This window comes from Dielma fastidiosa, from assembly GCF_003475485.1.
Classification (GTDB): Bacteria; Bacillota_I; Bacilli_A; order Erysipelotrichales; family Erysipelotrichaceae; genus Dielma; species Dielma fastidiosa.
Window position 1 is genome coordinate 228,960 of record NZ_QRQL01000003.1, and the last position, 13,711, is coordinate 242,670.

Here is a 13,711-nt window from a genome sequence, read left to right on the forward strand (position 1 = left end):
TATGAAATGTGACAATAAATTTAAATAAAAAAAGCTGGCAGCCAGCTTTTAATTTGAGTTTTCAGCGTTTGCGGATATAGTTCAGCTGATATTTAGGAGAATTCATATACTGTTCCGTAAAATCCATTACATCACCATTTTCAAGAAAGGTTGTATTATTGACTTTAATGATCGGTGTATCACGGTCGATATTAAACATCGCTTGGATCCTTTCATTTGGCAGCATAGGAATCGTATTATGGAAGCTGAAATCTATCTTAAGCCCTTTGATTTTTTCAATATAATCAAATTTACTCTTTTCAAGATACTGAATGCTTAAATCCGGAAATTTTTTAATAGCCATATGGGTGATTTCAAACATAAGGATATCATCATTGCCATAACGGCTGCGTTCAATGTAATAAACCATATCCTTTTCCTCAATACCTAAAATACTGGCAATCTGCGCATCTGCTTCTTTCAGTGAAAAGGTATTTACAATGGTCTTACAAGTCATGCCTAAAGATTTCATATCTTCAGTGAAACTGCGCTGTGAGGTTGTTTTCTGTGAGGCGATGCTGTGTTTGACAAAGGTGCCTAAGCCCGCGGTTCTGCTCAGCATGCCTTTCGCAACCAGATTATCCATTGCCTTGCGGACGGTGACTCTTGATACATTATATTTTTTAGCTAATTCAAGCTCCGTAGGGATCAGATCATCTTTTTTATAATAACCGGTATTGATTCTTTCAATCAGGTCATTTTCAATTGTTTTATATAATGGAATTTTAGAATTGCTCATCATTCTGCCCTCTTTCTTCTTAAATGTATTATAAGTGAAAAACAATGGTTTATCAATGAAATGTATTGATTTATGTTTAAATGAAGAGATATTTAATAGTGATTTAATGAAATGTATCATTGTTTTGCTTAATTTCTAATACATATGATAAGCGATTCACAATGAGTAGCTATGATAGTCATTTAAGATTAGATATATTGATATACAGGTGCATGATTCACTTTGATTCTTTCGTCTGATTCGACAATTAAATTGAGTCTTGTTTCATATACTGTCAGTATGGAGGATATGGAATGGCAAAGAATTATTTTGAAGGTTGGTATTATAAGCATCAGTTTAAGGATGATACATTGATCTGTATTCCGGGTATTCATGATGAAGAAGGTGTGCGGCGCGGTTTTATTCAGCTTGTGTTCAGGGATCAGAATCGTTATTTGGAGTTTACTGAGGATGAAATCGGTACCGTGAGTGATACTTGTGTTGAATTGGGTAAAAATATATTTACCTGTTATGGAATTCATCTTGATAATGAGTGGATTTTGGCAGATTTGTCATATGGTGAGTTTAAACCGCTGCGTTATGATATTATGGGGCCTTTTGTATGGCTGCCTAGAATGGAGTGCAGTCATGGTGTTTTAAGTCTTTATCATAATGTGTATGGCCGTATATGCTGGGATAGTGAAGAGATTAAGGTAGATGGTATTGGTTATATTGAAAAGGATAAGGGAACTTCCTTTCCCAGTGAGTATTGCTGGTTTCAGTCTAACGCTTTTAATTCAGAAGCCTGTGTGCTTTTTGCGATGGCCCGCATTCCTTATCTCGGTTTCAAATTCTGGGGACATTTCGCGGTTGTTTATGATGGGGTAAAGGAATATCGTTTCGCAACCTATCTGGGAGCAGAGCTTCTGCAGTGTGATAAGACGCATCTGCGGCTGAAGCAGGGCAGCTATTATCTGCGCATCAAGGTGCATTTCCGTGAAGGCGTGCCGCTGAAGGCACCTGACGCGGGCAGTATGAAACGGATTATACATGAGGCGGTCATGTGTGAGGGAGAAATTTGGCTGTATAAAAAAAGCGAGCTGATTTTTCATGAGTGTACACCAGCAGCCAGCTATGAAGTATGTATGAATGATTAAGATCAGCCAGCGGCTGATTTTTTCTTGAAGATAATCAATTGTTCGTAATGTCTGTGAAAATGATATAATATTTAAAAAGGAAGTGAGGGTATGGGGAAAGCGTTAGAAATATCCCGGTCAATTCGTGAGGGTAAATGGTTGTCCATTGAGTATGACAGTAAATCTGAACAGCGGATCACTTATTTCTGGGCCCGCGTCATTGATGTGTTTGTAAAGCCGAACGTTCGTTTAAAGGTTCAGATGTTTAATTCGGAATTATCAATGACTGTGATGGATAATGTCCTGCTTTATTATGATGCGATTCTTGATGCCCGGGTAATTGAGGGGACTACTTGTGAGATACAAAGCGCGCTGATAAAGAAGATCACCTCCGATTATCAGGCCTATGCCTTTCTTGAATATCTAGGTGTTAATGAGCGGGTATTGGCTTATTATCTTGAATGCAGTAAGCATGATAAGGAAGCCAGCATCCGTCAGTTTAAGCTTGTCGAGGGACTTGATGATGATATATTGCAGGGGAATGAGTATCGTCTGAATGATAAAAATCTAAAGGAAATGATTCAGTCATTAAAGCTTCAAATTAAAGAGGATAAGAATGACACAAATCAGCATTTGGTGAAATTGGCAGTAAATCTGCTGGCGATTCAAACCTCAAGAGGACTTTTTCCTATCGCTTATCGGGATTTGTTATTTAATGTGGAAAAACGCACGCTGCTGGCGGCTCCCTATATCAGCTATAATCTGAAGCTGAAGGATAAACAGGATAATCCGTGCTTTAATTTAAGCCGATATTATGATGGGGATGTCCGCCAGTTTATGACTCAATATGAAACAAATCGTGAGGCGCTGATTGAAAATCTTCAGACCAATCTTAAAAAGGGTGAGAGGCTGAATGAGATGCCGTATGTATTTCGTTTTGAAAAGACATTTGCAATCAATCTGAAGGATGAATACAGCAAAATCAGTGCTGCTTATCAGGATAATAGGTTAAGTGAACCAGCCCGGGTGTTCTTTGGGATGAGTGCGAATAAACGCCGGTATCATGCCAATCCAATCATGGCGGTGGATTCTAAAGTGAATATGGATCAGTACCGGACAATATACAATGCGATGAATCAGACGATTACCTATGTGCAGGGGCCGCCGGGTACCGGTAAGACTTCGACCATTGTGAATGTGGTTCTTTCAAGTTTATTGAATCGTCAAAAGGTATTGATTGTTTCAAATAATAATGAAGCCATTAATAATATTTACCGTAAGTTAAGCAGCTTTATGCGGCAGGGAGAATTGATTCAAATACCGATGCTGCGGCTTGGTGCCAATGCCTATATTGAAAAAGCGCTGCAGGCGGCTCATGAGCTGTTATTCAGCTATTTTGACAAGCCGTTTGATAAGGCTATGAAGCAGCGTCTAACGCAGGCTGAACAAGCTGTGATTGAACATTTCGCAGTCATCCGCGATCAGCTGAGGGCTTATGAGGAAGCGATTCAAAACCGCGAACAGCGGGAGTCTCTGCAGGAGGTTTTAACCAAACTGAACAGTAACGCTGAGGCTGATGAAGTATCCAAGGCAATGATGAGTGCCGGCATTAAGGCGCAGATGGCCAACATACCAGCAGCAAATGTCAGCTCGCATTTAGCACCCTTGCAGGTTGATTCAGCTATTGTTTATGAATATTTATATCTGCGCTCACTTGAATGTATAAATCATCTCTACAAGAAGGGAAATCAAGCGCTTTTCGCAATCCTGAAAAGGGAGGAGAAAGAGGTGCGGATGCTTGAATTTAAAAAATATATCAGCAGCAAGGATGGCTTGAAAAGCTTGCTGGATTGTTTTCCAATCATTATATCAACGAATATGTCAGCATTAAAGCTTGGCAGCTGTGAACCGCAATTTGATTTAATGATTATGGATGAAGCAAGTCAGTGCAGCAATCCATATGCCCTGCTGCCGATGGTAAGAAGCAAGCGCGCCTTATTTGTCGGTGATCAGAATCAGCTGCAGCCGGTCATTGTCATGGATGGCGTCAAAAACAGTCTGTTGCTGGATGCCTATGATATACCGCCGCAATATGATTATAAAAGCAATTCAATCTTAAGTACGATGCTGAAGGTTGATCCGCTGTCTACCTTTATCCTGCTGCGTGACCATTACCGCTCTCATGATAAAATCATTGATTTTTCTAATAAGAAATATTACGGCAGTGAGCTGCATCTATGCTCCCATCGCAGCAATCCTGAACCATTAAAGCTGATTGATATCGATTCATCACTGACCAATGAGAAAAATACGAGTGTTCAGGAGGCAGAGGCGATTATCAATGAAATCAGAAAGGGTGAAAGTCAGGATGTCGCGGTGATTACACCTTTCAGAAAACAAGCCGATTTACTGGAACGGCAATTAAATGAGGCGGGTCTTGATTTTGTCAAGGTAGGCACAATTCATACATTCCAAGGTGACGAAAAACAGAAAATCATTGTCAGCAGTGCCGTGACAAAGAATACCAAGCCATCTACCTTTAACTGGCTGAAAAATAATCAGGAACTGATCAATGTTGCGGTTACCCGTGCCAGAGAAAACCTGGTGCTGGTGACAGACATGCGTCAGCTGCATGAACTCAGTCAGCATGAGACTAACGATTTTATTGAGTTGGCAGATTACATAGCAAAAGATGGCAAATTAGAAGTCAGCTATAAAGAAAATGAAATCTTTAATTCAAAGGTTAAAAATTTCAAATATTATAATACAGCTTGCGAAGAAGAATTTTTGGGTACTTTAATGCATCTGAAAACAGTATTCGGTCAGCTTCAGGTAGCGGTTAAGGTAAAGGTCAGCGATGTGCTTGATCTGGACAGTGTATCTAAAAAATTATTTATCTATGGCAATCAGGCACATTTTGATTTTGTTGTGTATGATATGATGAAAAAACCATTATTAGCCATTGAAGTTATGGGACTTGAGCATTTCAGTGAGATCAAGGTAAGGGAAAGAGATGAGCGGAAGCAGGAAATCTGCCGGCAATGTAATTTAAAGCTCATATCGATCCATAATGATTATGTAAGACGTTATCAATATATTAAGAATATTATTTTAAATACGCTGAAAAGCAGCTAGCATGATATACTTGTAACAGGAGCTGATAGTATGAAATTAGAAAAAGAGGCGGGACTGGCAGCTTTGAAAAAAGCGGGGTTGATTTTTACTGCGCGATATTTGAATCGCATCATGGAATTTTATATGACGGGGGCCAAAACTTATCCGGAAGAGATTTTAATGATTGCCAATTTGTTTGATGAAATTCATGATGTCAATATCACAGTGACAGAAAAACGGTTCGCGGCAGTGAAGGCAATGCTTAAAGGGGATTTTGTTGTGGAGGCATTGACGCTGATATTGAATAATCAAAGAGTTAAAATGATGGATCGTGAAGCTTATGAAATAGCGGCTGATACTTATGAGCGAATTAAAAATGGAATGATTCCGCTGCTGATTTATGATGATGAGTTTATCATCAAACCGCATGATTCTAAAACAGAGGTCTATTCCATGGGTGATATCAATATTAATATCACCGCGCTTATGGCGGATATTGAAAAGAATCCAAAGGCTTATCCAATCAGTGAAATACAGGCAGACTGGGTTTTCTGGCATGCCTGTAAGCCAGATAAAATTGATGTGGCTTATGCGATGAATGAAACGGATCTGCATCAGCCCTTACTCTTTATTGAGAAGAAGATTGGTCAGTATGTGTGCGCGGATGGTTTTCATCGCTTATATCGGGCTTATCAGGAAGAAGTGAAAATGGTGCCGATCCATCGTTTAAGTGTTACTCAATATTTGCCTTATCTGCTGGATAAGCGTTCTTACCGGCGTTTTATCAGCTATTGGAATGAATCCTTATTTAATGTGTTATAGCCATTGAGAGTTTAAAAGCTCTCTTTTTCTTATTATTTTATGTTTTTATTACGAAGCAGTCCTTGGATATAGGGGATGCATTGCACTTTATCGTGTATTTCATCGGATTCTGTGCTATAATAGCCAAATACAGAAACGAGGAACACAATGAATTTTAATGAATTAAATATCAGCAAGCCGCTTTTAAAGGCTTTGACTGATTGTGGATATAAGACACCGACACCAATCCAGGAGCAGGCAATTCCACATTTGCTTAAGGGTGCGGATCTGCTTGGCTGCGCGCAGACGGGAACGGGTAAAACCTGTGCCTTCGCGGTACCGATTCTACAGCGGATTTCGGATAAAAAGGGAATTAAAGCACTGATTTTGACACCGACAAGGGAGTTAGCGGCGCAGATTTATGATAATTGCATTACTTATGCGAAATATACGAAGCAGCGCTCGGTCGTTATCTTTGGCGGCGTTAAACAGCGCGGTCAGGAAAATGAATTAAAAAAGGGCTGTGATGTTTTAATTGCGACACCGGGACGTCTAAATGATCTGGTATCACAGGGAATTATCACTTTAGATACAATTGAAATATTTGTTTTAGATGAAGCGGATCGAATGCTGGATATGGGCTTTATTCATGATGTGAAAAAAATCATGCGTCAATTGCCGGCCAAGCGTCAGACAATGTTATTTTCAGCAACTATGCCGCCCGCGATTAAGAAGCTGGCGGATCAGCTGTTGAAAAATCCTAAATATGTCAGTGTAGCACCGGTATCTTCTACCACAGAATTGGTAAAGCAGTCAGTGATGTTTGTCAGTAAAAATGATAAGAAAAAAGCCTTGATTTATTTGCTGCGCAAACCAGAACTGCGCTCGGTGCTCGTATTTACAAGAACGAAGCATCTTGCGAACCGGGTTGTGCGTGATCTTGAAGGCAATGGCATTAAAGCGATGGCGATACATGGCAATAAGTCACAGAATCAGCGAACTGAGGCACTCAGTAAATTTAAAAGCAATGAGATTCGTGTCTTAGTGGCTACCGATATTGCCGCCCGCGGTTTGGATATCGATGAATTAAGTCATGTCATTAATTATGATTTACCGAATATATCAGAAACATATGTTCACCGCATTGGCCGTACCGGCCGAGCAGGCATGAGCGGCACCGCTATTTCCTTCTGTGATGAAGAGGAGCGCGCTTACCTTAAGGATATTGAAAAGCTGATCGGTAAGAAAATTGAAGTTGTTGATGATGATCATTATCAGCAGATGGAAATTAAAAAGGCTGTGAAGGCTAAGCCGCAAAAAAGCAGCAAGCCAAAGGCTGCGGTCAATAAGCAGCTTAGCGCTAAACCAAAGCGTGTAAAACAGCGGGCCAGCGATAAGGTGGAACAAATTCTCAGACAGGCAGAAACAAAATCAAGAACACGTTATTAGAACGTGTTCTTTTGGGTTGAATTGAGGGTGCGTGAGTGGTAAAATTAGAACAATGAGCCGGAGGGAAATGTTATGCAGGATGAATTAAAATACAGAATTAAGAATGAAATACAGGAATTTAGGGAAACGGTGAATAAATTTTTTAATAAAGAGTTAAGTGTTAAAGATTTTAAGGGGATGTCTGGCGGTTTTGGCTGCTATGCTCAGCGCGGCGGGAACGCGATGATGCTGCGGTTAAGAATGACCGCCGGTGTTCTCAGTAAGGATAAAATGCATTTTACTGCCAGAAGGATGGTTGAATATGGTATTAAAAGAGCGCATTTCACAACTTGTTCAACGATTCAGCTGCATGATTTAAGCGCTGATGAAGCTTTGATTATCATGGATCAGGCACTGGATCATGATATCGTATGCCGAGGCGGCGGCGGAGATTATCCGAGAAATGTAATTGCCTCACCATTAAGCGGCGTTGAAAAGGGCGAGGCTTTTGATATTATGCCGTATGCGATGGCTGCCGGTGAATATATGATCACTTTAGTAAGTGATATTAAACTGCCGCGCAAGCTTAAGGTCGCTTTTGCCAATTCATCTAAAGACAGCGTTCATGCTTCTTTCCGTGATTTAGGCTTTATGGCTAATTCGGATCATACATTTGATGTTTATTGCTGCGGCGGTTTAGGCAATAATCCTAAGCTGGGTGTGAAAGTGGCAGAGCATATTGATCCTTTGGATGTTTTGATCTATATTGATGCGATGATTGAATTATTTAAGGAACATGGCAATTATGAAAACCGCGCTAAGGCAAGAACTCGTTATATGCAGGAATCATTAGGTCTTGAAAAGCTGCAGAGTGAATTTGACCGTTATGTGGATTTAGCGCGTCAAAAACCTGAACTGAAACTATCAGTTAAGGAATCAACAATCAACAAGTCACCTTGCGGAGTATTGTCTGATCCTAGAGCTATCGAACAGAAGCAGCCGGGTTTATATGCAGTCTATTACCATCCGATCGGCGGCAATATCGATATTGATCGTTTCATTAAACTGGATCAGCTGATTGCTGATATGCCGTCAGTGGAATGTCGAATTACTGCTAATGAGGGAATGTATATTATTAATCTGACTGCGGATGAAGCTAAAAAAGTATTGGCACTGACAGATGACAGCGCGCAAAATGAGTTTGAAACAAGTATTGCATGCATCGGTGCTTCAATCTGTCAGGTGGGTCTGCGTGATTCTCAGGAAATGCTGCATGAATTGATTATGGCTATGCGGGAGTTGAATTTTAAGGATCATGTATTGCCTAAAATTCATATTTCCGGCTGCCCAAGCTCATGCGGAACTCATCAAATCGGCAGCATCGGTTTCCAAGGCAGTGTAAAGGTCATCGATAAGCAGCCGCATCAGGCATTTGTGATGGTTGTCAACGGCAGGGAAAATTTAGAAGAACGCCGGCTTGGACAAAGTATCGGAACCATTTTAAAAAGAGATATGATTCCTTTCTTTACTGAATTAGGCACAACGATTCAAAATGCCGGCAGTACCTTTGCTGATTGGACAGCCGCTCATCCTGATGAATTCATAATGCTTTGCGAAAAGTATACAGCTTAAGCAGAAGTTCATAAAAAAACCGATAATGTTTAAATTGATACTAAGATCAGTTTAAAATATCGGTTTTTATTTGGGAAGATAATTATTTTAGTTCATTCTAACTATTAGTACCAATCATGTTTTTCATTTCTGTCCAGCGCGTTAATTTGCGCCATTTCGTCCTGGGATAATTCAAAAGTGAATAAGTCAAGGTTCTCCTGAATATGGTTGGGATTGCTTGAACCAGGAATTACGGTAACACCTTTCTGTAAATTCCAGCGCAAGATCACTTGCGCAGGGGTTACATTATGAGCAGCCGCTATCGTTGTAATTGTCTTATCGCTGAGTAATTCAGATGTGTGGCCTCTGCCGCCAAAGGGATACCACCCCTGCATTGTTATGCCTAGATTTTGAACATAGGGAATGACATCATTTTCTTGATAATATGGATGAATCTCATTTTGTATTAAGGCAGGTGTTATACTTATCTGTGGTAAAAAGGCTTCTAATTCTTCCACATACCAATTAGATAAACCAATGGAATGAATTTTTCCATCTTTAACCGCCTGTTCCATTGCTTTATAAGCCTCGACGTCACCTTCACCTGGGTGATGAAGCAGCATCAAATCAATATAATCTAAACCGAGACGCTCCAATGCTTCATCGATGGCATTTGCGGCATCTGAATATTGAGTGGGGTAAAGTTTGGTTGTTACAAAGATTTCTTCTCGAGCTATATTTGATTCACGCACCGCTCTGCCGACACTTGCTTCATTATGATACATATAAGCAGTGTCAATAAGACGTCCGCCGTTTTCAAGCAAGGCGATGATTGAATTGTAACATTCATCATCAGAAAGGCTGTATGTCCCTAACCCCATCATCGGCATTTCATATCCGCTGTTGAGTTTAACAACATGTTTATCAAAATCAAACGCGCTCTTATCTGGTTTTATAGCCATGCTGTCTAACCATTCCTTAATCGTTTCTCTTGTCGTATCAGCTGCGAAGCGTCTGCCCTCAAGCCATTTCGCATTGTCAGCAAGCAAATGAAGATTCGTATCGCTTGTGCCGATACCACTGCTTTGTGATGTGCAAAATGGCAATATTGTTTTATTTGAGAAATCATAGCTTTCTAAAAAGGTACTGATGATTCTTGGGGCTTGACCATGCCAGATCGGATAACCCAAAAGTACGGTATTGTACTGTTCCATATTTTCAACACTACCAGAAATGGCAGGTCTGGCTGTTGGGTCGTCTTGTTCCTTGTCGGCTCGGCCACCTGTGTAATAGGCTAAATCTTTATCTGTATAAGGTACTTCGGGGACAATCTCGTAAATATCTGCATTTAGAATATCGTCGGCATAATCGGCAACCTGCTTTGTTGTACCTGTGGCCGAAAAATAGACAACCAAAATGTCGTTTTTCTCATTTTCCATTGTGTTTTCCTCGCTTACAATTTGGGTATTTTCACTACTCGGCAGCACACTTGCTTGTGCTTCTTTGCCGTTACTACAAGATGTATTGAATAAAAGCGTAAGCAAAAGAAAAAGCGTTCTAAGACTTTTCATTTTCTGTCCTCCTGTTCAATCTTTTTTAGAAGCCAACCCATGTTTTCGCCGAGATTCCTCATATTTGCAAGGCCTTCTTCGTCTTTTAGAACATCACCTGGCATTTGCCCGTAAACCATATTCCAGTAAGTAGACCCGGCGACAATCATTTCTTGATTTAGGAAAAAATGATTCATAGCGTCTATTGCCTGCAATGCGCCTCCCCTGCGAACGGCGGCAACCGAAGCACCGACCTTATGCCTATTGTTAAGTAATCCTCTATTCATATCACCTACAACGGCTGCACGCTCTAAAAATGCCTGCATATTTGCGGATATGTTTGCACAGTAAACGGGCGATCCGAGAATGATCCCGTCAGCATTTATCATCTTATCAAATACTTCCCGAAACATATCCTTGCGGTGAACACAATTTTTTTGCCCCGCACACGCCCAACACGCCTTGCAAGGCTCGATAACATGGCCGGAAAGTTGTATCATTTCAGTTTCTATTCCGGCTTTGTTCAATTCTTCAAATACAGTGTTGATAAGAATGGCGGTATTACCGTCCTTTCTTGCACTTCCGTTAATTGCCAAAACTTTCATTGCTGCGACCTCCATTATTTGATTACTTCTTTTATCACATAGCATTATCCGCAAGCTGATGCATGAGCTGCTGTTCATTGGAATCTTTAGCAATAGGTTTTCCTTGTCTTAGATTGTTTAAAAACATCTCGATATTCATAGTGTTATCCTGTGCCTAACGATAAGATTTTTCAAAGATTCCAGCACAATCCTCATCTGTCATTTCACAGGGATTGGCTTCAAATAAACCGCCCTGCATAGACCGCGCGCCTTTTGCCAATGTCATAGCTTCATCAATTGTAATGCCATAATCACTCATTTTTAAGTCGACAACGCCGCAGGCTTCCTGTAATTGAAGTAAGGCTGTAATGAAATCTTCAGGTTTATCAGCTTGATGCATACCCATTGCTTTTGCCATTTTAATAAATTGTTCATCACACGCATGTTTTTCAATAAAGAATTCAGCAAAGGCTTTAGATATCATAATCAATCCTGCGCCATGCGGCAGATTATGATGGTAAGCGCTCATTGAATGCTCCATGCTGTGCTGAGCGGTTGTTGAGGTTAGCTGCATGGTAATACCTGCCATCGTGCTGCCATAGGCAATCTGTTCTCTTGCTTCTAAATCTTTACCATTTTTAACAGCTCTAGGTAAATATTCGGCAATGCTTTCAATCGCAGAGAGGGCTATGGTTTCACTTAATTTATTGATTCCTTTTGACATCATGACCTCAGTATTATGGAACAGCGCATCAAAGCCCTGATAAGCGGTATATTTTGCGGGAACTGTCTGCATTAATTCAGGATCAACAATCGCGATTACTGGTGTCAGTGAGGAATTGCCAAAACCAATTTTTTCTTTTGTTTCTAAATTGGAAATAACACCGAACCCATTCATTTCAGAACCTGTACCTGAGGTTGTCGCAATCGCAACAATGGGTAATCCTGCATTTGAAAGCGGCTGACACTTACCAGTGCCGCCAAACACATAATCCCATAAATCGCCTTGGTTAGTTACCATTGCGGCAATAGCAGAAGAAGCGTCAATCACCGCACCGCCGCCAAGTGCTACAATGAAATCACAGTCATTTTCCCGCGCGAAAGCGGCACCTTCCATAATCACATCTTTAACTGGATTCTCCATGATTTTATCGAATACAACAGTTTCAGCACCGGCCTTTTTTAATTCGGCAAGCGTTCGGTCAAGATAGCCATTGGCTTTAGTAGATTTTCCATTTGAAATTAAAACCAACGCTTTTTTTCCTGGCAATTTAAGACTTCCTAAGCGTTTTAATGAACCGCTGCCAAAGTAAAGATTTGTGGGATTGCTGAAGTTAAAGCTCATCATAAAAATACCTCCTAAATTGTAACTTTTTGAATTTTAGAAATTAGAATTTTGTTCAGCCCGTCCTTGTAAGCTGAGCTGACTATTTTACATAGGACATACATGTTTTTGTCATCTGCTCATCATTCGCGTCGGCCATCATGTTGTACATCCTGATTTCATTATAAATAATGTTTTGAGATATAGCTAATACTTATAATCTATACTTTGATATGCTTTATATGAATACCTTGCTTCATTATGATTTGCTGAAGAAATTCTTATGTCTATAATTGCTTTGAAAAACTTAGTTGGAAGATGCATAAAAATCAATGATTTACATTACTTCATCGGGCAGTGTAATGAATGCACAGCAAAAAAGCAGAACCATATATTGTGAAGTGATTCTGCTTGTTTTGTTCTAATAAATAATTTCGCCTTGATTGGCAATAAGCTGTTGAAAATGTTATTCCAAACCATTCTCTAACGCATCTTCTAAATGTGCCTTAGAATATAACAGGATGAAATGTTTATAAACGTGTCTATATGCAATTCCCATGAAGGTATCAATTTTCTCGTCTTCATCATAATGTGTCAGCAAGTCTTTCAAACCATCTATTGATTCATCAATGATACCGCGATCAATTGGTTTTTCGCCATGCGCGGGGTAGATTTCCTCAATCTTCTGCATCTGAGCCAATTTTTTGTAAGTCGCCATCAAGACACTTAACCGCGGTGAATCAACAAAATCCATTTGATTCCAGATGTTATAATGAGCCAATGTATCGCCGGTAAACAGCCATCCCTTTGTTTCTTCATACAAGGCGACAGAACCATAGGAGTGACCCGGAATCTCAATGATTTTCAGCACAATACCGCCCAGATCAAAACTATCACCCTCTTTAAAATATCGGAATGTGGTCTGCTTAATCAATTTCTGATTATAGACTTCAGGATTCATCTGATTGATTAATTCAGGCATCTTCTTTAAACGATGATTCACAGCCAATGCTTTAGTTTCTTGATTGTCATCTTTTAATAAACGCAGATAATCTTTTTCATGTACCCATACTTCATCAAACAAATAAGCACCCAGACCATGATCCGGATGGCCATGCGTTAAGACGGTAATTAATGGCTTATCAGTGATTTTTTTAATTAGCTGACGGAAATCCACAAAGCCATAGCCAGTATCAATCAGCATCGCTTGATCACTGCCCACCACAACATAGCGATTCACTGAATCACATTCTTTTATACAGTATAAATATTCATTTAATTGTTCAATATCCTGATTAACGAGCATTATAACTCACCTCCATTGGTTTAAATGCAATGCTCAATAAAAACTATTTTTGCAGTATCGTTTCCTATGTCATTTCCTTCTTCGTTCTAATCGACCTAGA

General features: G+C 40.0%; 10 protein-coding genes. 5 read left to right on the forward strand and 5 right to left on the reverse strand.

The genetic code is table 11. The features are described 5' to 3' along the window. Nucleotides 1–61: 61 nt before the first annotated feature. Nucleotides 62–778 carry a GntR family transcriptional regulator gene (locus tag DWZ33_RS09115; protein ID WP_022937987.1) on the reverse strand — a complete coding sequence of 239 codons (717 nt, stop codon included), beginning with the start codon at nt 776–778 and terminating at the stop codon, nt 62–64. Between the two features lie 293 nt (nt 779–1,071). On the opposite strand from DWZ33_RS09115, the gene DWZ33_RS09120 reads away from it, so the two are divergent. From DWZ33_RS09120 to DWZ33_RS09140, 5 genes are all read left to right on the forward strand, one after another. Beyond that, nucleotides 1,072–1,914, forward strand: a complete 843-nt coding sequence (locus DWZ33_RS09120; RefSeq protein WP_118454584.1) for a hypothetical protein — start codon at nt 1,072–1,074, stop codon at nt 1,912–1,914. Nucleotides 1,915–2,004: 90 nt separating this feature from the next. Then, the gene (locus DWZ33_RS09125) at nt 2,005–5,028 is read left to right on the forward strand and encodes an AAA domain-containing protein (RefSeq protein WP_118454585.1); all 3,024 of its coding nucleotides are present in this window, start codon (nt 2,005–2,007) and stop codon (nt 5,026–5,028) included. A gap of 30 nt (nt 5,029–5,058) precedes the next feature. Next, nucleotides 5,059–5,829 carry a hypothetical protein gene (locus DWZ33_RS09130; RefSeq protein ID WP_022937984.1) on the forward strand — a complete coding sequence of 257 codons (771 nt, stop codon included), beginning with the start codon at nt 5,059–5,061 and terminating at the stop codon, nt 5,827–5,829. Nucleotides 5,830–5,976: 147 nt separating this feature from the next. Then, nucleotides 5,977–7,257 carry a DEAD/DEAH box helicase gene (locus tag DWZ33_RS09135; RefSeq protein WP_118454586.1) on the forward strand — a complete coding sequence of 427 codons (1,281 nt, stop codon included), beginning with the start codon at nt 5,977–5,979 and terminating at the stop codon, nt 7,255–7,257. 72 nt (nt 7,258–7,329) lie between these two features. Further along, a complete protein-coding gene (locus DWZ33_RS09140; protein ID WP_118454587.1) occupies nt 7,330–8,868 on the forward strand; it encodes a nitrite/sulfite reductase in 1,539 nt (512 codons plus the stop codon). 104 nt (nt 8,869–8,972) lie between these two features. Here DWZ33_RS09140 and DWZ33_RS09145 read toward each other — a convergent pair whose 3' ends face one another. The 4 genes from DWZ33_RS09145 to DWZ33_RS09160 all read right to left on the reverse strand — a co-directional run bounded on the left by DWZ33_RS09145 (nt 8,973) and on the right by DWZ33_RS09160 (nt 13,611). Beyond that, a complete protein-coding gene (locus tag DWZ33_RS09145) occupies nt 8,973–10,418 on the reverse strand; it encodes an aldo/keto reductase (protein WP_118454588.1) in 1,446 nt (481 codons plus the stop codon). Then, a complete protein-coding gene (locus tag DWZ33_RS09150) occupies nt 10,415–11,002 on the reverse strand; it encodes a flavodoxin family protein (protein ID WP_118454589.1) in 588 nt (195 codons plus the stop codon). Before DWZ33_RS09150 ends, DWZ33_RS09145 begins: the two co-directional genes overlap by 4 nt. A 154-nt stretch (nt 11,003–11,156) precedes the next feature. Then, nucleotides 11,157–12,329 (reverse strand): iron-containing alcohol dehydrogenase, encoded by a 1,173-nt coding sequence (locus DWZ33_RS09155; RefSeq protein ID WP_118454590.1) that lies wholly within the window; start codon nt 12,327–12,329, stop codon nt 11,157–11,159. A 442-nt stretch (nt 12,330–12,771) separates the two neighbouring features. Continuing rightward, entirely contained in the window at nt 12,772–13,611 is an 840-nt protein-coding gene (locus DWZ33_RS09160) for an MBL fold metallo-hydrolase (RefSeq protein WP_118454591.1), read from the reverse strand. Between the last annotated feature and the right edge of the window lie 100 nt (nt 13,612–13,711).